Annotated in this window: 20 protein-coding genes; 12 read left to right on the top strand and 8 right to left on the bottom strand. The window is 44.5% G+C overall.

The window, feature by feature from the left end; genetic code table 11:
- Positions 1–161 precede the first annotated feature (161 nt).
- The 5 genes from ACFPIB_RS09960 (at position 162) to ACFPIB_RS09940 (ending at position 7,695) form a co-directional block, all read left to right on the top strand.
- A complete protein-coding gene (locus ACFPIB_RS09960) occupies positions 162–578 on the top strand; it encodes a hypothetical protein (RefSeq protein ID WP_378017303.1) in 417 nt (138 codons plus the stop codon).
- A gap of 36 nt (positions 579–614) precedes the next feature.
- Positions 615–2,423, top strand: a complete 1,809-nt coding sequence (locus ACFPIB_RS09955) for an ABC transporter ATP-binding protein (protein WP_378017302.1) — start codon at positions 615–617, stop codon at positions 2,421–2,423.
- 108 nt (positions 2,424–2,531) lie between these two features.
- Complete coding sequence (locus ACFPIB_RS09950) at positions 2,532–4,493, top strand: hypothetical protein (RefSeq protein WP_378017301.1); 1,962 nt, start codon at positions 2,532–2,534, stop codon at positions 4,491–4,493.
- Positions 4,494–4,724: 231 nt separating this feature from the next.
- Positions 4,725–7,181: a ribonuclease R gene (rnr, locus tag ACFPIB_RS09945; RefSeq protein WP_378017300.1), complete on the top strand. Its 2,457-nt coding sequence runs from the start codon at positions 4,725–4,727 to the stop codon at positions 7,179–7,181.
- Positions 7,182–7,275: 94 nt separating this feature from the next.
- Positions 7,276–7,695: a hypothetical protein gene (locus ACFPIB_RS09940; protein ID WP_378017299.1), complete on the top strand. Its 420-nt coding sequence runs from the start codon at positions 7,276–7,278 to the stop codon at positions 7,693–7,695.
- A 128-nt stretch (positions 7,696–7,823) separates the two neighbouring features.
- On the opposite strand, the gene ACFPIB_RS09935 is transcribed toward ACFPIB_RS09940, so the two are convergent.
- On the bottom strand, positions 7,824–8,129 hold the full coding sequence (locus ACFPIB_RS09935) for a GIY-YIG nuclease family protein (RefSeq protein ID WP_378017298.1): 306 nt from the start codon (positions 8,127–8,129) through the stop codon (positions 7,824–7,826).
- 176 nt (positions 8,130–8,305) lie between these two features.
- On the opposite strand from ACFPIB_RS09935, the gene ACFPIB_RS09930 reads away from it, so the two are divergent.
- The 3 genes from ACFPIB_RS09930 (at position 8,306) to ACFPIB_RS09920 (ending at position 10,912) form a co-directional block, all read left to right on the top strand.
- On the top strand, positions 8,306–9,277 hold the full coding sequence (locus tag ACFPIB_RS09930) for a polyprenyl synthetase family protein (protein ID WP_378017492.1): 972 nt from the start codon (positions 8,306–8,308) through the stop codon (positions 9,275–9,277).
- 441 nt (positions 9,278–9,718) lie between these two features.
- A complete protein-coding gene (locus tag ACFPIB_RS09925) occupies positions 9,719–10,342 on the top strand; it encodes a rhomboid family intramembrane serine protease (protein ID WP_378017297.1) in 624 nt (207 codons plus the stop codon).
- 108 nt (positions 10,343–10,450) lie between these two features.
- Positions 10,451–10,912 (top strand): fasciclin domain-containing protein, encoded by a 462-nt coding sequence (locus ACFPIB_RS09920; protein WP_378017296.1) that lies wholly within the window; start codon positions 10,451–10,453, stop codon positions 10,910–10,912.
- A 585-nt stretch (positions 10,913–11,497) separates the two neighbouring features.
- On the opposite strand, the gene ACFPIB_RS09915 is transcribed toward ACFPIB_RS09920, so the two are convergent.
- The 4 genes from ACFPIB_RS09915 to ACFPIB_RS09900 all read right to left on the bottom strand — a co-directional run bounded on the left by ACFPIB_RS09915 (position 11,498) and on the right by ACFPIB_RS09900 (position 16,963).
- On the bottom strand, positions 11,498–12,106 hold the full coding sequence (locus ACFPIB_RS09915; protein WP_378017295.1) for a hypothetical protein: 609 nt from the start codon (positions 12,104–12,106) through the stop codon (positions 11,498–11,500).
- 149 nt (positions 12,107–12,255) lie between these two features.
- Entirely contained in the window at positions 12,256–13,239 is a 984-nt protein-coding gene (locus tag ACFPIB_RS09910; RefSeq protein ID WP_378017294.1) for a T9SS type A sorting domain-containing protein, read from the bottom strand.
- 160 nt (positions 13,240–13,399) lie between these two features.
- Positions 13,400–13,954, bottom strand: coding sequence for an acyl-CoA thioesterase (locus tag ACFPIB_RS09905; protein ID WP_378017293.1), 555 nt, complete (start codon positions 13,952–13,954; stop codon positions 13,400–13,402).
- A gap of 78 nt (positions 13,955–14,032) precedes the next feature.
- Positions 14,033–16,963, bottom strand: coding sequence for a T9SS type A sorting domain-containing protein (locus ACFPIB_RS09900; protein ID WP_378017292.1), 2,931 nt, complete (start codon positions 16,961–16,963; stop codon positions 14,033–14,035).
- Positions 16,964–17,255: 292 nt separating this feature from the next.
- On the opposite strand from ACFPIB_RS09900, the gene ACFPIB_RS09895 reads away from it, so the two are divergent.
- Complete coding sequence (locus ACFPIB_RS09895; RefSeq protein WP_378017291.1) at positions 17,256–17,651, top strand: SET domain-containing protein; 396 nt, start codon at positions 17,256–17,258, stop codon at positions 17,649–17,651.
- Between the two features lie 6 nt (positions 17,652–17,657).
- Here the strand turns inward: ACFPIB_RS09895 and ACFPIB_RS09890 are convergent, their stop codons facing one another.
- The 3 genes from ACFPIB_RS09890 to recF form a co-directional block, all read right to left on the bottom strand.
- Positions 17,658–18,437 (bottom strand): energy transducer TonB, encoded by a 780-nt coding sequence (locus ACFPIB_RS09890; RefSeq protein WP_378017290.1) that lies wholly within the window; start codon positions 18,435–18,437, stop codon positions 17,658–17,660.
- A 111-nt stretch (positions 18,438–18,548) separates the two neighbouring features.
- The gene (locus tag ACFPIB_RS09885; protein WP_378017289.1) at positions 18,549–18,878 is read right to left on the bottom strand and encodes a DciA family protein; all 330 of its coding nucleotides are present in this window, start codon (positions 18,876–18,878) and stop codon (positions 18,549–18,551) included.
- Positions 18,879–19,667: 789 nt separating this feature from the next.
- Positions 19,668–20,768 (bottom strand): DNA replication/repair protein RecF, encoded by a 1,101-nt coding sequence (gene recF / locus ACFPIB_RS09880; RefSeq protein ID WP_378017288.1) that lies wholly within the window; start codon positions 20,766–20,768, stop codon positions 19,668–19,670.
- 134 nt (positions 20,769–20,902) lie between these two features.
- Here recF and pdhA point away from each other — a divergent pair, with 134 nt between their 5' ends.
- From pdhA to ribH, 3 genes are all read left to right on the top strand, one after another.
- The gene (gene pdhA / locus ACFPIB_RS09875) at positions 20,903–21,934 is read left to right on the top strand and encodes a pyruvate dehydrogenase (acetyl-transferring) E1 component subunit alpha (RefSeq protein ID WP_378017287.1); all 1,032 of its coding nucleotides are present in this window, start codon (positions 20,903–20,905) and stop codon (positions 21,932–21,934) included.
- Positions 21,935–21,999: 65 nt separating this feature from the next.
- Entirely contained in the window at positions 22,000–22,746 is a 747-nt protein-coding gene (locus tag ACFPIB_RS09870; RefSeq protein WP_378017286.1) for a tetratricopeptide repeat protein, read from the top strand.
- Positions 22,747–22,953: 207 nt separating this feature from the next.
- On the top strand, positions 22,954–23,430 hold the full coding sequence (ribH, locus tag ACFPIB_RS09865) for a 6,7-dimethyl-8-ribityllumazine synthase (RefSeq protein ID WP_378017285.1): 477 nt from the start codon (positions 22,954–22,956) through the stop codon (positions 23,428–23,430).
- Positions 23,431–23,817 lie beyond the last annotated feature (387 nt).

Genomic DNA, 23,817 nt, shown 5'->3' with positions numbered 1-23,817 from the left:
GAGCGAAGCCGAGGAAACTTATAATGCCGTTTTCTGAACTAAGCCTCATAAGTTTCCTCGGCTTCGCTCGGAATGACCAAATACACTAATTCTCAAAATCTAAAGAGAAACCCGCCGTTGTTGGTGTTTTCACCAGCAACTTCCATTCAAACCCCAACCCAATGCGCAATCCAAACCTTCTAATCTTCATCTTCTTCCTAACCACCATCACCTTTGCTTGTAACCGTGAAAAAGTTAATTTAGAAGGCCGGTGGGAAATCGCGCAGGTAAGTGGCCCTAAAGCTGATGTGGCGAAAGACAGTGTAAGCCATTTGCTCTTGCATTGGAGTGTTGGTAATAAGCTCGATTTTACCGCCGGCGAGTTAATTGCTAACCGCAAAGGCGCCAACGACAGCACGTATTATGGCCTGGCCAGCTACAAAGTAGCAAAAGACGGCAAAACCGTTGTGATCGATGCTGGTAGTTACAAACCTCTGAAATTCGAATTGCGCAATGCCGACGATGACCAGGTTGAATTAACGTATAAGCGCCAGGAAGTGAAAGTAGTGCTGAAGCCTTACGAAGCGCCAGAAGAATAAGCCCCAGTTTTTCCACACTAAACCATACCGTTTTCCGTGTCTGTTAAGCCCCTTTTAAGCGTCCGTAACCTTGAAACGCAATTCCGTTCGCAGCACGGTTTTGTGAAAGCGGTGAACAATATTTCGTTCGATCTGATGGCTGGCGAAACGGTGGCGATCGTGGGCGAATCAGGTTCGGGGAAATCGGTTACTTCGCTTTCTTTGATGCAGCTGATCAACGATCCGCCGGGGAAGATTACGGGTGGTTCAGCAGTTTTGCAGTCAAAGAAATTTGGGGAAGTGGATTTGCTGAAGCTGCCGGAAAAGCAGATGGAAAAGCTGCGCGGTTCGGAAATTTCGATGATCTTCCAGGAGCCGATGACTTCGCTTAACCCGGTTTATACCTGTGGACGACAGGTGATGGAAGTACTGCAACTGCACGAAAACCTGAGCCGCAAAGAAGCAGAAGCCCGAACATTGGCGCTTTTTCAACAGGTAAAATTGCCAAGGCCGGAGAAAATGCTGAAGGCTTATCCACACGAAATTTCCGGCGGACAAAAGCAGCGCGTGATGATCGCGATGGCGATGGCCTGCGAACCTTCGGTACTGATTGCCGACGAACCGACCACCGCGCTGGACGTTACCGTGCAGGCGCACATCCTGGAACTGCTGAACGAACTCCGCGAACGCAAAGGCACTTCCATTTTATTCATCACCCACGATCTGGGCGTGGTGGCCGAAATTGCCGACCGCGTGATGGTGATGTACAAAGGCAATATTGTGGAGCAGGGCAAGGTGCTTGATATTTTTACCAATCCGCAGCACCCGTACACCAAAGCCTTGCTGGCTTGTCGGCCGAAGATCAATACTTTTCAGCCTGTTTTGCCTACCGTTTCCGATTTTATGGAGGTTTTGCCGACCGGCGAAATTGTGGAAAAGCCTTTTGTAAAAGACGATTCGCTGCCGGGCGTGGTCAATAATTACATCGATACGATGACGGAGCTGAAGCGGAAACAGGCCATTCAGCAAAGCACGAAACCGCTGGTAAAAGTAGACGACCTGCGCGTACATTTCCCCATTAAAAAGAACTTCTTAGGGAAGGTAAAAGAATACGTGCGGGCCGTAGACGGCGTAAATTTCGAGATCTTTCCCGGCGAAACGGTGGGTTTGGTGGGCGAATCAGGCTGTGGAAAAACGACCTTGGGGCGCACGCTTTTACGACTGGTAGAACCTACTTCAGGCCGCATTATTTTTAACGATGTAGATATTGCCGGTTTAAGCCAGGAAGCGCTGCGCCAGAGCCGGAAGAATTTCCAGATGGTTTTCCAGGATCCGTACGCGAGCCTGAACCCGATGCTGACCGTGGGCGAAACCATTATGGAGCCGATGAAGGTGCACAACATCCTGAAAAACGGGAAGGAACGGCGCGAAAAAGTAAACGAATTGCTTGAAACCGTTGGACTTACGGCTGCGCATTTCGATCGTTATCCACACGAGTTTTCCGGCGGACAGCGGCAGCGCATCAGCATTGCCCGGGCGTTGGCGCTTAGTCCTAAATGCATTATCTGCGACGAATCGGTTTCCGCGCTGGATGTTTCGGTGCAGGCGCAGGTGCTGAATTTGCTGAACAAACTAAAGCGCGAAATGGGTATAACCTACCTGTTCATCACGCACGACCTTTCCGTAGCCAAATATATGAGCGACCGCATTTTTGTGATGAACCAAGGCCGGATCATTGAAAGCGGTACGCCGGAGCAGATCTTCAACCAACCCCAAAACGATTACACCCGCGACCTGATCGCAGCCATTCCCAAAGGCGATGTGGAAGATATCCGGAAGGCGCAGGAGCGGAGGAAGGGTTTGTAAGCTTGAAAGTTTTTTGGGCTGAAGGGATAGCGTTTTTTTAAATAACGCTTTTCCAAAATAGCTTAAAAAAATAGTACTAATATTCACTGGAACACAGACACAGTAGATATGCACGCAGCTGATTTAAATAGAGTAGTATATTATTCCAAAGATGATTTGGCTGGTAGTTCTCATTTAACTAAAGGAGAAAGTATACTTAGGAGCTCAACAAAATCTAATTACACTGATATTAATGACGTTTTAGAGCTTTATAATATTAAGAAATACATTGATAACGATTTATTTTTAAATAGTTGGACACCAGAAGACATTATAGCTTTCAAACAGAAAGTTAATGAGTTTGGTAAAATTGTTGGTCAGTTTATGTCAACAATTGATGATAATAATGTTCTTCAACAGTATAGCTTAACGGTTCGTGAATACATTGATTCATTTTGGGAGTTAGTAAATAATCAAGCCATTTTTAAGCGAATTTCTAAAGTTAATTTTAGTACCATTTTAACAGATGAACCACACCTGATATATACTATATTAACACATAGAAGTATCGTTGACCAATATAATTCAGAATTAAAGACCTTTTTATTAACATATCCTAAATCAGCTGAAATTCTACTTTCTATTTATGAAGTGAAACAGGAGTTTCGAACAAAGCAAAAGTATCTTCCAAAAAGTTTAACTATCGAAGACAAGGAAACTATTATCTCAAATTATTTAGAATCCTCTAATGTTAATTTAAACTATGTTGGTTTGATTCAGAACATTAGAAATAAGACTGATTTTAAAGTTTCTGATAAGATACGTTTGAAAGCCAAGCGTTTACAGAAATTAGAAACAGAACAATTTTTTTCGGAGAATAATGGAATGAAATATGGTGTTTCAATCAGTTTTATTGATAACGCCACTAAAATAAAAGACGGATATATGGATAATCTTGTAGCAAATTATTCATATAGTTTAGACTACATAAAACAGCATAACGATAATTATTCCTTATTTGAGAATTTCAAAATTTTGTTCGAATATCTTGATATTCAGAACAGGATTACCCTTGTAAGTAAAAGAGGTCAAATGGGCGTAATGGAAATGTTAATGGGCGTCCATTCCCAAAATGAATATAGGGTAGGTATCGTATTTCAATTAAGTGAAATGACTTCTCAAGCCCAGATAGTTGCTTATGACAAAGTCGTTAGCGATTTAAATAAATCATTAGAAGATATTTTACACTACGTCTATACATCAAAGTTCCAAGAAATATATGGCTATGCCGATAATGCCCATTTATCAATTCCGTCAGCAACAAACTCTTTCTTTGAAAAGGTGAGATTGTTAGCTCCTGAATTTGAGTCTGTATTAAAGCAATTTAAACTTTTTGTAGAAGATGGATACATTGATTTTGAGCTTCTACAAATATCTTCTTCTCCTTCTGCTATAAAAGACATTCCAAGCCTTAATCAAAAAAAGTATATTTATTTTAATGAGGATAATGAAATAATTGTTGGTTGTGCAAATTTGTTTTTCTCCGATCAAACTGGTCTTTCTTATGTTGAACCGTTCCAGAATAAGAATTACGCTAGTTTTTTTGATTTGCTTGAGAATGAGGTGGTATATTTTGACAATTATGAAGATTATCAGAAGCCAAAAATAGATTATCTTATAGAAAAAGGTTTTATTTCTATTGATGAAAAAGGTGTGATTCAAATCACAAATCCTGAAAGACTTATAATATTGAAAGATTTGTACTTCAATGAAGTTGCCTCATTTCATCATTACCCAATCAATTTCCAAGAGGAAGTTAACCGAATGGCAGCGGATAATATCGTTTTTTTTGAGAGTACCTTGTTTTCTAAGCCTGAGCAATCATATCTCAATTATTTCCTGAATAAAAGCGAATTTACAAATGGTTTAGATTTAAGGAATAGTTACTTACACGGTACGCAAGCTAAGCCAGACGAAGTACAGAAACACCAGTACGCGTACTTCACCTATTTAAGATTACTATTTATGACTTTGCTAAAGATTGAGGATGATTTATTGATTTCACAAGAAACAACCCCAAATCTGAACTAAAACCCCCTCCAAAACCTTATACAATGCTGCCCCATCCCAAACGGCAGCAGGCTTGGCGAAAACGCTATTAATTTTATTTCCAAAACTCCTTTCTTTCAGGCTTTATTGGCCTAAAAATCCCCTTTCACCGCAATTTTTAACAAACAATTTAATTTAACGTTCTCTTAACCGTAACCTTTATAGAAAAAACAGTATACTTAAGAGATTAAAAAGTATAGATACATTTAGTAGATGCAAAGAAACCGAAAAGGAAGAAACGCTTCCGAAGAACCAAAAGAAGATTCAAGACGCAAGAAAAAAGGCGGCTTGTCTGAAGATATAAGCAAACAACGGGTTAACCAGATCTTCGCCAAGAACTTAGGCAAGGTATTTTCCCCGAAACAAATATTGCGCCGCCTGAGCGTAACCACGCAGGCCGGCCGCGAGCAGGTATACGACCATTTAAAGCAGCTGCGCAAAGAAGGCGATATTATGCTGCTCGAAAACGGCGATTACATTTTTAACCCGGAAACCAAAATCGTGACCGGCAAAGTTGACCTGGCCACCCCGAAATACGCTTTCGTGGTGAGCGAAGAGCTGGGCTCCGACGTGCGCGTTTTCACCGAAAAGCTGAAATTCGCGATGGACGACGACCTTGTGAAGGTAAAAGTAAGCTACGGCCGCGGCGACAAAATGGAAGGCGAAGTGCTGGAAGTATTGGAGCGCAAACGCGAAGACATTGTAGGCCGCATTGAGGTTTCCGACCGTTTTGCGTTCCTGGTGCCCGATTATAAAAAGCTGTACTTCGATGTATTTATCCCGATGGACGGCATTAAAGATGCCCAAAACGGCGATAAAGTGCTGGTGCAGGTTACCGAATGGCCGAGCCACCCCGATAAAAAACCGATTGGCGAAGTAATTCGCGTGTTTGGCCAGGCGGGTGAGCACGAAGCCGAAATTAACTCCATTATGGCCGAATTTGGTTTGCCGTTCGAATTCCCGAAAGAAGTGGAAGCCGAATCGGAAGCCATTCCGGAGGAAATTACGCAGGAAGAAATTGGCCGTCGCCGCGATATGCGCCACATTACCACCTTCACCATAGACCCGGTAGATGCCAAAGATTTCGACGATGCCCTTTCCATAACCAAACTGGAGAACGGCAACTGGGAAATTGGCGTGCACATTGCCGACGTTACCCACTACGTGCAGCCCAATACGCGCCTCGAAAAAGAAGCGTACCACCGCGCCACGTCGGTTTATTTGGTAGACCGCACCATCCCGATGCTGCCGGAAAGGCTCTCAAACGGGTTGTGCTCGCTGCGTCCGAACGAAGATAAATTAACGTTTTCAGCGGTGTTCGAAATGGACGATAACGGCGGCATCCACCAGCAATGGTTCGGTAAAACCATTATCCATTCCGACCGCAGATTTGCCTACGAAGAAGCCCAGGAACGCATCGAAACCGGTGAAGGCGACTTCGTGGAAGAGATCCTGACGCTGAACCGCCTGGCTAAAATCCTGAAAGAACGTCGGTTTAAAAACGGCGCCATCAGTTTCGAAACAGTAGAAGTAAAATTCAAGCTCGACGAAAACAACAAGCCAACCCAGGTTTTTGTAAAAGAACGCAAAGACGCGCACAAGCTCATCGAAGAGTTTATGTTGCTGGCTAACCGCAAGGTGGCCGAGTTTGTGTTCAATATGAAAAAGAAGGGCGAACGCTTAACGATGGTGTACCGCACGCACGCCGAACCGGACCCGGAAAAACTGGAGAACTTCTCGAACTTTGCCGGCCGTTTTGGCTACCGGTTGAACATCCAGGAAAACAACGTAGCCGAAAGCTTAAACAGCCTGGGCGAACAAATGGAAGGCAAACCGGAGCAAAGCATCCTGCAAAACCTGGCCATCAGAACAATGGCAAAAGCCATTTACACCACCGAGCCGAAAGGGCACTTTGGTCTGGCTTTTCCACACTATTCGCACTTCACTTCCCCAATCAGAAGGTACCCCGATATGATGGCGCACCGCCTCATTGAGCAGTATTTGGCTAAACCAGTTTCGGCCCCGAAAGAGGAATTTGAGGAACGTTGTCAACATTCTTCGGATATGGAAAAACGCGCCGCCGATGCCGAACGTGCTTCCATTAAGTACAAACAGGTGGAGTATATGCAGGATACCATCGGCCGTCAGTTCAAAGGTATTGTAAGCGGCTTAACCGAGTGGGGACTTTACGTACTGATAGAAGAAACCAACACCGAAGGAATGGTACGCCTCACCGACCTGGAAGACGATTTCTACGAACTCGATGCGAAGAATTTCCGGGTTATCGGCCAGAAAAACAAACGGATGATCACCTTCGGCGACGAAGTTACCGTGGAAGTGAAAGCCGTAAACCTGATGGACCGCAATATTGACCTGTATCTGGTAACCGAAACCAACTCCAGCCGCTACGGTCTGCCGCAAGAGGAGGATGTTTACGAAAGCCGGGCCCGGAAAAAGAAAGCCGAAAAAGGTGGTCGTGCCAAACAGGAAGACCGCGCCAAAGTTCCGCCGAAGCCACGAAAAGGCAAAAGCGGCTATATTCCGGATAAACCGGTTATTACCCACGAAGGCCCGGAACGCACCAGCGCCAACGAAGAAACCCCGGACAGCAGCGAATCGCCGCACGTTCCGATTACGAAGCGGAATATCCGGGATTTCTACGGGTTTTAAGTTTGTGGAAAACGGTATCGTTTAATGCTGAAAAACCAGCTCCGGAGTTCTGGGGCTGGTTTTTTTTGTATATTGGGATTGATAAAAATGAGATATGGAAATTATTGATAAAACTGAAATCCTGGCTCTTCATAAGGTGTTGGCCAAAGTGAAGTTTTCAGCTGAAATAGATAGCTATGATTTAAATGAGTTAGCTAATAGTCCGATTATTACCAGGCTTCTTGTTAGAGCAAGAGAGGAGCTTATCAAAAATCTAAAGGAAGAAGGGCACGAAACCTTAGTTGAAAATTGGTTAAAAAATACAGCGTTTAAATTTGAAGGTGAAACAGGCCGTGCAATTGTAAAACGCTTACAACATTTGTCTGATTCTTCTAAAAGTAATTTAGCGGATTTAGGAAAAGATGAATTGAAGGAATTTGCTACTGAATTAATTGAACCGCTAGTTTTCGAAGAAGAGGAAGCTGACAAATTAGCAAACTATATCTCTGAAATGGTTAAACCCAAAAAAAGTTAATTAGTCTGAATTTTTAAAAGTGCTTTAATATATTAAAGCACTTTTTAGGCTGATTTTCATAGCGTTTTTCAATCCTTTGCGTCATCCCGAGCGAAGCCGAGGGAACTTATAAAGCCGCATTGCAAAAGTTACTCCTCCTCAATTATATCATTCAAAAACTTAAGCAACGGATTCCACTTTTTAATCAAAGCTTCCTTTTTACTCCGGCTCCAGTTCTTTAATTGCTTTTCTCTTTCTATGGCATGCGTCGGCGAATCGAAACGTTCGTAGTAAAGCAGGTTGTAGCAGTAATACCTTCCGGCAAAAGAGGCTTTGTTTCCGCTGTTCTCAAAATGCTGGCGTAATCTGGTTCGCAGATCGTTGGTCACTCCAATGTAGAAAGTGGAGCGGGTGTGGTTTGTAGTTATGTAAACGAAGTAATTGTTGTTGAACATTATGCCGGTAAACCTGCAATGCGGCTTTATAAGTTCCCTCGGCTTCGCTCGGGATGACGCAATAATTTTATTCCCAAATCTAATACTCCAATTTACCTCATTCCTCCCAAAAGAATTCCGGAAATCTGAGAATGCTGTTGTAATTTAGCAGCTGCACAATTCAGACTTACGTTTTGATTCCAATAGCTACTTTTTCGGAGAAGATCGCGCAGACCTTATCCACCATAAATTACGGCGAAGAACCGGCAGAACTTTACGAACCCATCCGGTACATGATGGCGCTGGGCGGCAAACGAATTCGTCCGTTGCTTACCGTGCTGGCGCACCATCTGTTTGAAGATGAAGTAGATAAAGTGTTGCTGCCGGCCGCAGGGGTAGAGGTTTTCCACAACTTCACCTTAATGCACGACGATATTATGGACCAGGCGCCGTTGCGTCGTGGGCAGCCGACCGTGCACGAAAAATGGAACGCCAATACGGCCATTCTGAGCGGTGACGTGATGCTGGTGAAAGCTTACGAATTATTCTTCGGGGTGCAGCCCATTCATTTGCCGGTGATATTGAAGTTATTTTCCAAATGCGCGGCCGAAGTTTGCGAAGGCCAGCAGCTAGATATGAATTTCGAAACCCGTACCGATGTGAGCATTCCGGAATACCTGAAAATGATCACGCTGAAAACGGCGGTGCTTTTGGGTTTTGCGTTGGAACTGGGTGCCGTTTTAGGAAATGCTTCGGAAGAAGACCGAAATAACCTGAAGGAATTCGGCATTAAAACCGGCATTGCTTTCCAGCTCCGCGACGATCTGCTGGATGTTTATGGCGATGCAGCACAATTCGGGAAACAAGTGGGTGGCGATATTCTTTCCGATAAAAAAACCTTTTTGCTTTTAACGGCTCTGGAAGATTCCAACGACATGCACCGCACCGAACTGCAAAACTGGCTCGGAAAAACAGTAGCAAATTCGGGGGAAAAAGTGCAGGCGGTAACCGCTATTTACGATCTACTGGATATTAAAACCAAAACCGAAGCCAAGATAAACCAGTATTTCCACGAAGCGTTAGCGCATCTGGAAAAAGTGAATGCGCCTTCGGAACGGAAGGAATATTTGCGGGCGCTGGCTTTGAGTTTGATGGAGCGGACTAGTTAATTGTTGAATTGCTGATTGCTAATTGTTAATTGAGTTTTTTGCCCGAAAGGCATAGCGTTTTATAAATTCCTGTATTGCTGGTGCGAGCTTGTAGCTCGTTCCTTTTACAATATCTGAATTGATACGGGCTGCAAGCTCGCACCAGCAGCTGAACTTATAAAGCCGTATTCATGAGTTTTTGGCCTGAAAAGCATAGCGTTTTCCACAACTAAATAAGTAGCTAAATAACTCGTTTGCAGTTTGTAGGAACAATTCTGCTAGCTGCCGACAAGGTCCTTCAGAGCTACGCTCGCAATCTTCGCGCTCCCGCGCTCAATTGTGCTCAGGATGACAGGAATGGTTAAATTAGATTGCATCATGTACTAATTTTCTCATTTTCCTATTTTCTCATTTCCCTATTTTCTCATTTCCCTATTTTCTAACTTCCTCATTTAAGAAAACATGTCTTTAACTTTTATACTGATTGGTTTGAACGTTGTTATTTCGCTTTATGCCTGGAAAAGTCCGGAATTTATGCAGAGCTGGGTTTTTCATCCGGTAAGCGTGAAGCGGAATAACCAGTGGTACCGGTTTTTGACGTCCGGCTTTCTGCATGCCGATTGGGGACATTTATTTTTCAACATGTTCTCGCTTTACTTTTTTGGTGCGGCGGTAGAAGGTTTGTATAAAGCGTATTTCGGGCCGGAAATGGGCGCGGTCTGGTTTCTGGCTTTGTTCGTGATTGGGGTAATTGTTTCGGATATCCCTACTTATTTAAAGCACCAGAACGACCATGGTTATTACTCTTTAGGTGCCAGCGGTGGGGTTTCTACTATCATTTTCGCGAGTATTTTGTATAGCCCTATGAATGAGATCTGTTTGTATGGAATTATCTGTATGCCGGGCATTGTGCTGGGAATTCTGTACCTCATTTATTCGTATTACGAAGCCAAAAAAAGCTGCGACAATGTGAACCACAGCGCGCACTTTTATGGGGCTGTGGTGGGTATTGTTTTAGGCTTGATTTTGGTGCCTCAGGCAGCCGGTAACTTTATGGGTGAAATTCTGGCAAATTTGCCTTTTTAATGCTATCATTTTCAGGGTAAAAGCCTAAAGTATTTATTGTTAAAATTAGCAGGTTTATAGTGGTATTCGTATATTTAGAAAGGACTCACCACAAATTAAAACCCGGCTATGAAAACAACGCTACATGCTTTTACTTTAACTTTTCTGCTGTTGTTTGTTTCGGCTTTTACGGTGCAAAAACCGGCCGCCGGCAAAATGCTTATGGAGCAGATCTGCGATTCGCGCCCTTTGCTGAAAGAAACCCTGATGCAGGCCGGACTTTCTGGGGTGCTGATGGATACTGGCCCTTATACTTTTTTTGCCCCTTCGGATGCGGCGCTGGGAAAATATAAGAACACCGACCCTGGTAAGTTAAAAAACATTTTGATGAGCCACGTTGTGCCCGGTCGCCTGCTGCAGGATGATTTTAAAGACGGCTCCAAAATAACGACTTTAAGTGGCAAAGAACTTACGGTTTTCAGGAAAGGAGACCAATTGCTCATAAACGGTGTGCGGCTTACCAGTGGCAACCAGATGGCTCAGAACGGGGTAATGCACCAGGTAGAAAACTGGCTTGTAACGCCAAATTAAGGTTCAGCTTAAAACGCTATGGTTTTTCAATAAAAAAGCCCGGCCTGAAATTTTCAGGCCGGGCTTTATATTTTACAAGAATAAATAACGCTTAAAGATTCGCTTTAACTTTAAAGCTCTGGCAGTTTGCTTGCAATCTTGCGCTGCCGGAAGCATTTAAATGTTTGACTAAGCCCCTGACGCTCAAATAGCAGAAGGATAAAATGCTCTCACCCAATTCTCACCTCCGTATTGTAAGAGGCCAGGGGGTTAGTCAAACTTTTAAAAAAACAACGTACAAAACAAACAACATGACCCGGATCTAACTCTCCGGGATCGTTACCAAATTCTTAATATCCGTTTTATTGAAAAGGTTAACGGTTCTTTAAAATTTTTTTTGCGTATTTAATAAGTATAGGTCGTTATTTTAGTGCAATTCGTTGCCTGAGCTACTAAAAAAAAATGCATTTTTTTTCGGCAGCGTTTTGTTGGCTGTAAATTGAAGTTGAATTTCTGAACAATAGCTTTTTGCAGATCAATATTTATTCAGGTGTAAAACGGCCTTAACAAAACAAGTGGCAGGCTTAATTGCGATTTTTGCTGAAGTTAACGGTTTGCAGCTTGTTTATTTTGCATATTGATTAAGTGTTGCAACAATTCGCCGGCATTTGTAAAGTCTGTTGCCTGATAATAATCGCCTTTGTCCAGCATTTTTATTTCTACTACCACCGTAGTATCGAATTTTGGCTGGGTAAATTCTAAACCAACCAGGGCTTCACCGCCATTTTCCTTCACGTAAGCAATACTTTTAAACTGGCTATCGTCGCTTACAATGGTGCCGATAATAGCAGCCAGGGAGAAAAGCATTTCGTTGCCTTCAAGCCGGGTATTTATGCGGCCAGTTTCTACGTAGTTTTTTACTTCGGCGCGGGCGGCTCTGGCTAAAGTTGGTTTAAAAAGATCGATAACGCTTTTGCTCAAACGTAAGCCCGGAATAAAATTTTCGGTCAGGCCCGGCGATCCGGTTATTTGGTCTACCAGGCTGTTGGTTAAGGATTCTACATCCACATATTTCTCGAATTCGGCCATGTTGTGGTTTTGCGCCGCTTCTTTAGCTTGCAGTAAAGCATATTTAGGCCCTGAAGTAAAACTGCGGAAATACAGGTAGCCGAGCAGCAAGGCCAGCGCCAAACCGATAAGTAAAATTTTCTTCATAAAAACGCTATTAATTCCGAGGTAAAAACTGCCTGTATCAGAAGTTTAGCAGTCTGGGTTTTATACGGTTGAGAATCGGTTCAGGAAAATAAAAAAAGCCCGGCCGTAATGAAACGACCGGGACTTTCCGGAAGTGCGTTAAAATAAGTTTATTGCCTGATGATCTGCTTCCCGAAACGACTTTCTTCCGAAGTGATCGCTACAAAATAAGTGCCTTGCTTCAGGCTGCTTACATTTACCGAAACGTTATTTGCTGCGGCTACGGTTTGGGTTAAAACTACTTTGCCTAAAACATCGGTAATGGTTACCGTTGCGTTGCCTTTGGCCTTTAAGCCTTCAATGGTCATTACATCGGCAACCGGGTTAGGGTAAACGGCAATATTGGCTTTGTTGAGTTCTTTGGCTACGCCGCTTACTACGCGGTTAAACGCATAGATGGTTCCGGAAGCTGGTATGCTGTCCAGGCCCATGTAAGTGCCGGACTGGTTAAGTACCGTAAGTGTAGGTGCAGTAGCCAGACCTTCCAGGAAAAAGCCGGAAATTCCGGTGCTGGATAAACCGGTAACAATTGCGATTGAAGGGCCATCTTCGCCGAAGAAAATGCCTTGTACATCTGATGCCGTTACCGTACCGTAATGCACTTCCACTTTATTCGAGCCTTCGTAAAGCCATACCTGGTAATTTGCTACATCGTTCGGGTTAATGATCGGAGTTCCGAGGGGGTCTATGACCAAACCTACGTTTTTGAACTCGATCTTCAGAATCTGGCTACCGGCTGAACCTGTAAGCAGATAACTGATCGGCGATAATGTGCTGGTAGTAGAAGGATAGGCTTTGTCTATTATAACGGCATCGAACGGGTAAATATATTTATCAGTGGTGCCATCGGTAAAAAACAGGTCGCCTAAACCATCTGTTTCCAGTGAAGTGTACGTAGTGCCGTCCAATTCGAAATTAAAGCCGATCGGGATCGTGAAATTGGCAGTGTTTGGTTCCCAGCCAAATGTACTGACTACCGTTGCGCCGGTAAGGTCGGTGTATGTGCCGGTGGTGGTAGTTACGGTGTAACCCTGGGCAAAAGCGCTGACTTGTGCAGCAATAGCAACGGCTAAAATGAGTAAAATTTTTTTCATGGATTTTCTGGTTTAGGATTGAAGGATAACTACCCGGTAACTATCTGTTAATCAAACTTTCAGCGCCGGAAAATATTTTACGGATATCAGCTTGATTGGGGGAAGCCAGGTTGTATAAATTTAGCCTAAACCACTTTTCAGGGCATGAACCCTAGCGTTTTCAGAAGGCAAGTTTGCAGCGCTCATTGGCCAGAATTGTCAGCGCGGTTTCTACCGGATATTTGTTCTTTTGTTGTAAGAAGTATTGCTCGTTTTCGGTTTTAATTTCCCGCCGTATCCTAGCTTCCAGAAAGCGGCGGGCATCTTCCCGGTTTTCCAGGATCAGGCCAGGTACTTTTGCAGGTTTATTGTCTTCGCCTTTGGCTACCATGGTAAAATAAGACGTGTTGGTATGTTTCATAATGCCGGTTTTCACGTTTTCGGCAATTACTTTTATGCCCACCATTAACGAGGTAGTGCCTACATAATTTACCGAAGCCATTAACGAAACCAGTTCGCCGACTTCTACCGGCTGCTTGAATTCTACGCCATCTACGGTAACGGTAACGCAGTAATTACCGGCATGTTTGGCGGCGCAGGCGTACGCTACCTTGTCCATAAGCGAAAGCAGAATACCGCCGTGAATTTTACCTCCGAAATTGGCGTAAGCCGGAATCATGAGTTCGGTAATGGTGGTGCGGGAATGCGAAACAGGGCGGAAATCAGGGAGTTGCATAGGCGTTTGCTTTTTGGCTATACTATACGGGCCAGTATGTAAAAAGCTGTTCCTGAAGTACTTTTTACCCCGGTTTTCCTAGCGTTTTACAAATCTGGCTTGCTGGGTCTGGTTTTTTGTTTGCACAGAAAGCACGTAAAAGCCGGCCGGCAGTTTTTCAATTCCGCAGCTTACTTTATTTTCTCCGGCCTGTAGTTGTTTCTTTGTGTTCAAAACTTCGCGGCCGGCCAGGTCCGAAATTCTGATCTGCGCGGTTTCGGTTTCAAGCGTTTCAAGTTTCAGGAATAATTGCTGCGCGGCCGGGTTTGGGTAAAGCTGCAGCGTTCCGGAAATTGGTTTTTCGAATGCCACCACTTTTACTGCCGAAAACGATAGCGTTCCGTCCAGATCTTCCTGCGCCAAACGGTAGTAAACCAAGCCGGAAAAGTCGGGGAGATCGATGTATTCGTAAGTTGTAAGGCTGGAGCTGTGGCCCTGCGCCGTTTTTTCGCCAATGGTTTTCCAGTTTCTGGCATCGGCGGAACGTTGCACCCGGAATAATTTGCTGTTTTTTTCGGAAGCGGTTTGCCAGCTGAGTTTTACTTTATTGTTTACTTTTTCGGCCCAAAACCCTACCATTTCTACCGGCAGCGGCGCGGGCGCTACTTTATACTGAAAATCGGAAGGTTGGGAAAAAGTAGCCTGCAGGGTTTGGTTTGTAGCATCATACGTCCAGGAAGTAAGGTTCTGGCCGGAAACACTATTGGGCTGCTGGGCCACGCTTACGTTTAACGTTGCCGCTTTATTTACATACCCCTGAAATTCGTTCGGTGCATTTTGCGACCAGGTAATATTGGCGCGTCTGCTGCTTTCAATAATTTTTTCGGTGCCGTAGAAAAGCGTGGTGCCATTCTGTAAAAACAATTGCGCAAAAGCCCCGGCATTATCTACCGAAAAGAGCGTGAAATTGGCGTCAGCTTTTACCGGCTCCGGAAGAATATTTGTGGTTACGGTTTGCAAAACGGTATCGGCCTGCGTAAAAGCAATATCGGTAAAACCAGCTGAAACGTTGGTTAAACCCGCCATATTGGGTAACGACAGGGTAGAAGTAGCGGCTGTAGAAACGGTATAAGGTTGCAGCGCAGCCAAAAACTGGGTAGCAGAAACGTTATCTTTCTGCACTAAAAAAGCGGTGTGGTCTTGCGCCTGGTTGTACGTTATTTCGTGCGCGGAAGCAGTTTTGCTGTACGTTGTTGCGCCGCCGCTGGCTGTTACGTGGGCTTTCAGCGAAACGCCATTCTTTTGCCAGGTTCCTTCGTGGTTGGCAGCATTTTCGGTAAAAGTGCCTTGAGCCGCCGCACCATTTTCAAGCCCGAAACCGTGCAGTTGCCAGGTAAAATTGTGAGGCGCTGCGGCGGAAATAAAATCGGCCATCAGGTAATATTCGCCGCGCACGTTTATGGTTTTGCGGGTAATATTAGCGCCGGAATAAGTAGTTCTTACTTCGCCATAACCCAGCGCCTGGGTTTCGAAAGTGTTTTCTATAAAAGCTTCGGCATCGTTGGGTGCGCCTGAAGTACCGATCTGCGGCCCGTTCCCATCTACTAAAATAAGGTTGTGATTGCTGGCATTGCCTACTTCCGCGCGGCGATTATAATTTAAATAACCGGCATCTAAGGCTAAAAGCTGGCCCTGGGAATATAAAATAAAACTGCTGGCATCGCCGTGGTTATGGCCGCCGGAGTTAGAAAGCGCTCTGCCATTTTTCCCGTATAGGTGCAGGTAATTACCGGTAAAACCGCTTCCTGAACGGAAAACCAGGTTGCCGGCCTCCGGAAAAGAGGTTAATGTTTTTTCTGTTTGCGGAGCCGGGTTTATGTTGGCCGCTAAATAATTGGCGCGTAGATCTACCGTTCCATCGAGTTGCTGGTTCAGGCTTTTCAGCTGCGCAGGCTCCATGTTTTGCGGGTAGAAATCTTTTACAAATTGAGGTTTGCCGGTAAGTGCCAGTTCCGGCATGGCCATATCGATATACGAATCTTCCAGCGCCGGCAAGCGGCCGTCAGGCATGGCAATATCAGTCATCCATTGGTAAAGCAAATCGTAATTCGGGTCGAAGTAAGGGTTACGAATCTGGCGGGTAGAACCGTTCCACGTGAAGCTATAAGTGCTGTCGGGCAGGAAATTACCGAAAGCGCGGAAAAAAGGCAGGCAGTTTTCCATAGCATATTTAAAATAATATGGTCCTTCGGCATATCCCGCCACAATTCCCGGCTCCGATTGCCGCGCGGCGTTCCGCCACATGGCGTTATCTATGTTGTAGATACCAATACTTATCCAGTTGAGCGGTTGCTGCCACGCATTGGCGCTGTTCATATCGTTCAGTACAATTCCCGACATGCCCAATGCCGCCGCTGTCATAAACAAATGGTTGTTGTTGATATTGCCTACAAACCCGGATCCGTTTTTGTAAAGGTTGCCGGCAAATTGCTGCAGTTGGTTTTTAGCTGTAGACAAATTCGTTTCCGGGACTCCGGCGCCGCGCAAAAGGTCGTAAGCAATTAAATAATCTATCAGTTCTTTGCTGCGCCACTGCCATTTTTCGTAACTCCAGAAAGGATCTGCGGCGGTATTCAGGCTATTAAGCAAGGCAATAATATTGGTTTCGAGCTGGGCTCTTTCCGGGGCTGTTAAAGTATCTAAGGTATTATTTGCGGAAGGTTTTAGATTCATGATCCGAACGAAAGCGGCGTTTTTGGCAGATCGTGCACGTAAACGGCGTTCAGTATCGGTAGTGTTTGAAGCGGGTGGCGTTACCATTGCCCAGTTGTAAACGGAGGTATAAATTTCCAGCCGCGCCGGATCCTGTAAAGATTGTTTTACACCCGGAATTTCGGATGCTTTCATTAATGTGCGCGGAAAACTAAGATCGGCGGCGCTGGGTTGCCAGCTGCCCTGCGCAAAGATGTTTGCCGAAACGCTATATAAAAACAGGAAAAAACTCAGTCTGGTAAAAATTTTCAGAGGCATAAAAACACGTTAGAGGCTACGTTTTCACAGTCGAACAGCAACGTTTATGAAAGAGTTCGAAAATGTATTTTGCTGGTATGCTACTTTTTATGCACTAAACCCTACCGTTTTAAAAATGTTTGCCCGGAGCCCGAAATTCTGTTTTTCAGCAAACTCTCAGAAAGGAGTAATTTGGGTTATTTCAGGAATGAGTTGTAGAATTCAGAAGGCATTTTGCCAAAAATATTAACTGCGGAAGGTTCAGCTTTTGACTTGGGAATTGCGTAAGGGCAGTAAGCTTTATTACCTGAATATGTTACTCGTAAAAACGAAGCTCGGCTTGAGCAAGATCAGTGGAATTGGTTTATTCGCCGATCAATTTATTCCCAAAGACACTATTATCTGGAAATATACCGAAGGCGTGGATGTGAAGATTACGGATGAGAAACTGGCCGAACTTGAAAAAGAATATCCGCTGGAAGGCCTGAAAAAATATTTATACCGCAGCAAATCGAGCAACCTGCACATTCTTTGCGGCGACGATGGTCGTTTCATTAACCATTCTTTCGAACCAAATACCCTCGATACTTCCGAAGACGACGAAGGTTTTACCGTTGCTGCCCGCGATATTCAGCCCGACGAAGAAATCACCTCGGATTATAATGGTTTTGATAAGGATTTTGAGAAGTATAGGGAGATGCTGATGTAGGAAATACTATTTAAACCCGATCGGCAGGGTATACTCGATGGTGGCTTTTTCGCCATCCTGCAAACCCGGATTCCATTTGGGCATGTTGCTGACCAGACGCAGGGCTTCCCGGTCGTAAGGTTCACTCAGAGAACGGCTTATCATTACGTTGGCTTCCCGGTCGTAATATTCACTCAGAGAACGGCTTATCATTACGTCGGTAATGTCGCCTTCGGCCGTAACCACAAATTTCACCAGTACATATTTGTTGAAACCGCGCTTAATGAGCATGTAATCTATTGGGGTGATGGCGACGCGACTGTTATTGATCAGGTATTGCACAACTGCTTCTTTGCCACCCGGGAAATGCGGTTCGGTCTGAAAAGCAAAAAATGTCGTATCGATACCGGCCGGGGTAAAACATTTGCCGGTTACAAAGTTGCCGTCTTCATAAAGCTCGGCTCTTTTCAGGCGTTGGCTAGGGTAATAGGTTTTAAGCGGGCCATGAAAAACGCCGTTTTTAAAAGCTATTTCAGATTTAACCTTGCCATCATTGTAATAATTCCGGGTAAGCCCGTCGCGACGCTGGTAACGTAGGTTAGAAAAAGATTCTTCCGAAACCAGCTGTCCGTTCATGAAAAATGTTTTTACAATTCCGCTGGAAGGGCCGGTTTTAGTGGTTTCTGTGTAATAAGTGGCTTTCTCTTTGAAATTTATTTTGGTGAAATGCTCGTTTAAATAATTGATCTTCTGCGCAGAAACAACAAATGATAAAAGTGTAAGCAGAACGGTAAGCGTAAATTTCATGATTGCGATTTTGCGGCAAAAATAACAAAATATGCAAAAGAATTATGCTTTAGTATAAGATTTGTTCTGAAATTTTACCGCAATAAAAATGCGCAGTAGTAAAATGCTGTTTTATAGAAACACCACTTCAGAAATAGCCTGCACACCCACTTCCGTGTTGATCAGAGCTATTACTTTGGTTTTGGCCATTACCAGTTCGTGTTTAAGCGGCGCCGAAGAAATACGTACAAATAATTTCCCGTTCCGGAAGTAAATTTCCTGGGTTTTGAGAGCAATGGCGCGGCCCATTATTTTCTCCCAGCTTTCTACAATGGTTACTTCGTTGAGCTTGCCCTGCAGTTTATAAGCATTTACCAGCGCCTGCAACGTTTCCTTCAGCGGTTGAATATCGGCTTTGCGGCTGTTCAGGGTTTTGTCAGTGTTGTAGCGTGGTCTGAGCATATGAGTAAACGTTAAATGGTTGTACGTGGGAAATGGGAGTGAGGCAAAGGTAAAAGGGTTTTGGCAGAAGTTATCGGCAATTTGTCCACAGGAGAAGTTTGAGTTTTTGTGGATAAAATGATAGCGTTTTTATCGTCATCTCGACGATAGGAGAGATGTCTTCGGATTGGTAGAAATGTTAGCTATTGAATTTTCAGGCTGAAAAGCATACCATTTCTGTCATCCTGAGCACAATTGAGCGCGGGAGCGCGAAGATTGCGAGCGTAGCTCTGAAGGACCTTGTCGGCGGGCAGCAGTTTTTCTACTAAAAGTGCTAGCGTTTTTGAAACACCTTTTCTGCTAAACAGCTGGCTTTTAACTTTTATCGGCAATTTTCTCCCTCAAGCCGGGTGGCTTCGTTTCTGCGTTCGCGGCTGCACCCTTTCCTTTGCTTGCGCAATTTTGCTAAAGCAAAAGTCGGAAAGTGCGGAGGCCGCGCACGCAGAAACTGGTATCATTTTCCTTCGTAGTCTGCTTCTTTTTAGTTTAGCTTTCTTTGGTAACGTGATTTTCGTGCTACGCTGCGCTGGCGATAGGCGTGAAATCTTGGTTTAGGGAATCAAAAGAATCAAATAAATCACAGTTCAGACCAATTTCATTGCCGTCTGCTTTAGCTGACGGTTTTAAAGTTTCCCGCCTGGACAGGAGGGGTTGGGGGTGGTTGACTACTTTATCTAATAAAAAATCCTGCCCATCCCAAAAATCCTATAAATCCTGTTCAAGACATTCCCAATTCAGACGAATCCCAATTCAGACAGAAACACTACCATTTTTCACCAAAAAAGTGCGGATATCCTCCGCAAGATCTTTCAGAAAAAGCTGCGTACGTTCGGCATGCGAATCGGTAATGAAAAGCTGGCCGAAGGTGTGATTCGCAACCATTTCCAGAAGTTTCGCAATGCGTTTTTCATCGAGCCGGTCAAAAATATCGTCTAAAAGCAGTAGAGGTTTCTGATTTTTAGCAGCGGCAAATAATTCGAACTGCGCAAGCTTTAAAGCAATTACAAAGCTTTTCTGCTGGCCTTGCGAGCCATAATTCTTTACCGAATTTTCATCCATTAAAAACACGAAATCGTCTTTGTGCGGGCCTACGGTGGTGCGTTGCAAAATGCTGTCTTTGCGTTCGGCTTGCTTCAGCAAAAAAGCTAAATCCTGACCGGGAAGTTGACTTTTATATTCAATATTTACTTCTTCGGAGCTTTCAGACAAAAACCGGTATTGCTTTTGAAAAACCGGTTCGAAATCCTGTAGAAACTTCAACCGTACCTGCGAAATTTTCTCCGCAAACGGTATCATTTCTTCGGTTAAAACTCCTAAATAATCCGAATCATAATAGTTGCGGTCGGCGAATTGCTTGAGCAGGCTGTTTCGTTGTTTCAGTAAATAATTGTAGCGCAGCAGGTTGTCTAAATAATCGTGGTTCAGTTGCGAAATAAGGCTGTCGAAATACTTGCGGCGTTCTTCACTTCCTTCGCGCACCAGGTCGGTATCGTAGGGCGAAATTAAAACTACCGGAAAACGGCCGATGTGCTCGCTTACTTTTTCGTAGGGCGCTTTGTTGTTGGTTACAATTTTCTTCTGCCCGGTTTTGAACGTAATTTGGATAGCGTTTTTCTGGGCTTCCTGCACAAAGCGGCCTTTCACCATAAAATAATCTTCGCCTTGCTTAACGTTTTGCAGATCGGAGCCGGAAAAAGCGCTTTTGGTTAAGGCCAAATAATGAATGGCATCGAGCAGGTTGGTTTTGCCGGAGCCGTTCGGGCCGATAAAGCAATTTATGTGAGGAGAGAAAGTAATGTCCGCTTCTTCGTAATTCTTAAAAAAGAGCACCTGCAGATTTTCGAGCGTCATTAATTTCGTTGTAAAATTCTTTTTAGTTAATTTCGCGTGTTGTAACCATTTGTCAGGAACCGTTTTGGCTGTTTTCAGCTTGTTCCGGCGGTGGTTAGCGATCCAAAACTAAGAAAACACGAGCAATTCCAGCTATGGCAGTTACGAAAGAAGCGAAGGAAACAAAGGTAAAGGCTGAAACAAAATTTTCAAAGGAAACCTATATGCGCTGGTATGAGATGATGGTTCTCATGCGCAAATTCGAGGAAAAAGCCGGCCAGTTATACGGTCAGCAGAAAATTAAAGGCTTTTGCCATTTATATATCGGCCAGGAAGCTTGTGCTGCCGGCGCCATTACCGCCCTTACCAAAGACGATAAATGGATCACCGCTTACCGCGACCACGCGCATCCGCTGGGTTTAGGTACTTCGCCAAACGCGGTTATGGCCGAATTGTTTGCGAAAGCGACCGGTTGCTCCAAAGGCAAAGGCGGCTCCATGCACATTTTCGATAAGAGCGTAAATTTTGTGGGCGGTCATGGTATTGTAGGCGGCCAGGTGCCACTGGGCGCGGGTATTGCTTTTGCTGAAAAATACAACGGTACTAAAAACCTGTGCATTTGCTACATGGGCGATGGCGCGGTACGTCAGGGTGCTTTACACGAAGCTTTTAACATGGCCATGCTGTGGAAGCTGCCGGTGATTTTTGTGGTAGAAAACAACGGTTACGCCATGGGCACTTCCGTGCAGCGTACTTCCAACGTAACCGATCTGTATAAAATTGGTTTGGGTTACGATATGCCAAGCGAGCCGGTAAACGGCATGCGTTGCGAAGATATTCACGAAGCTGTGGCTCGTGCCGCCGAGCGTGCCCGTAACGGCGAAGGACCTACTTTCCTGGAATTCAAAACGTACCGCTACAAAGGCCACTCTATGAGTGACCCGGCGAAATACCGCACCAAAGAAGAACTAGAAGATTACCGCAACCAGGACCCGATAGAAAGCGTGCGCCACACCATTCTGGAAAGTAAATTTGCCACGGAAGAAGAACTGCAGGCGATTGACGAAAAGATTAAAGCCCAGGTTTTAGAATCGGTTGAATTTGCTGAAAACTCGCCTTACCCGGAGCCAAGCGAATTATTTACGGATATTTACGTGCAAAAAGACTACCCTTACTTAATGGAGTAACAAAACGGTAGCATTTCCAGAACAAAACCCTTATATTCGAATTTTTATTTCAGTTTTTATATTAAATGGCAATCAAGAATACCACCGACCCGAACGCGGCTAAACCGAACGCGGCCCAGGAAGCAAAACAACGCGAGTTCGATCTGCTGCAAGATCCGGATCTGTTAGCAGATCGTTTAACCAGCGGCTCGGAAGACTTCGTTAAAAAGCATAAAAATACCCTGATCGGCGCTTTTGTAGCTATTGCGCTGGTTATTGCCGGTGGTTTTGCTTACTACGGTTTCAAAAAGAGCCAGGAAGAAGAAGCCCAGATCGCTTTATATCCGGCGGTTTACGATTTCGAAGCCGATTCTCTGAACAAAGCTCTGAACGGCGATGCCCGCTACAAAGGCCTGAACTACATTGCCGAAGAATACAGCAGCACCAAAGCCGGTAACCTTGCTAAATTCTATGCTGGCGTTGCGTTTTTAAAGCAAGGTAAATTTCAGGAAGCCATTGATAAACTGGAAGATTTCAGCTCCGATGACCTGATTCTGCAGGGCCGTGCGTATTGCCTGATCGGCGATGCGAACATGGAACTGAATAAGCCGGCCGAAGCTGCTGACATGTACATGAAAGCCGCTAACTATAAAGCCAACGAATTTTTTGCGCCGCAATATTTAATGAAAGCCGGTGTAGCATACGAAGCTGCTAAAAACTATAAAGAAGCTGCCGATGCCTACAACAAGATCATTACTACTTACGCAGCAGCTATGGAAGTAAATGATGCCAAAAAATACAAAGCCCGCGCCGAAGCCCTGGCTTCAAACTAATTACTCTTAATCTATTAAACTTCCGAAAGTCTTAAACGGCGCTCGGGTTGGAAAACTTTCCGGCCGATGCGCCGTTTTTGTTTTAGCGGATTTTATATAATGCGCCTGGTTCCACTTTTTTATGCCAAAAGCATAGCGTTTTCCAGATCTAATGCACACCTTCGTAAAACCAATTATTAATTCTTAATTATCAATTATTAATTACTTATGGCCAGCGCCCTCAAAAATTTAAGCGAATATAATTCTGATAAACTGATCGATGCTTCCGGCAAACGTTTTGGGTTAATTGTAGCCGAATGGAACAAGGAAATTACCGATGCCCTGTGCAAAGGCGCTTACGACACTCTGATCAAGCACGGCGCTTTGCCGCAAAATATTCACCGCAATACCGTGCCGGGTAGTTACGAATTACCGCTTGGCGCGCAGTTCTTAGCTTCAAGCCAGGAAATTGATGCCGTTATTTGCTTAGGCGTAGTAATTAAAGGCGATACCAAACACGACGATTATATTAACCACGCCGTAGCCAAAGGCCTGATAGATGTAAGCCTGAAATTCAATAAGCCGGTAGTTTTTGGAGTAGTAACCACCAACGATCTGCAACAAGCTTTAGACCGCGCAGGCGGCAAACATGGCAACAAAGGCGTGGAAGCAGCGGTAGCGGCTATTCATATGCTGAGTTTCTAAGCTGGAAAAGGATATTGTTTACCCCTACCCAACCCTCCTCTAAAAAAGAGGAGGGCTTTTTTTGTACCAGTTCCGTCAGCTAAACCAGACGGCAATGAAATTTGTCTGAATTGGGATTCGTCAGATTTAGGGATTAAAGGATTCAACCACCCCTGCCCCTCCTTGAAAAGGAGGGGAGCTTTTCAACAAACCACATTTCACAATATCGCCAGCGCAGCGTCGCAAGAAAATCACATTATCAGAGCAACTAAACTAAAAAAAAACGACTACGAAGGAAGATGTTACCAGTTTCTGGGTGCGCGGCCTCCGCACTTTCCGACTTTTGCTTTAGCAAAATTGCGCAAGCAAAGGAAAGGGTGCAGCCGCGAACGCAGAAACGAAGCCCGC

The organism is Adhaeribacter terreus (assembly GCF_042657365.1).
GTDB classification, from domain to species: Bacteria; Bacteroidota; Bacteroidia; order Cytophagales; family Hymenobacteraceae; genus Adhaeribacter_A; species Adhaeribacter_A terreus.
Note: the sequence above shows the minus strand (reverse complement) of the source record. Positions and strands in the feature narration are given on the sequence as shown.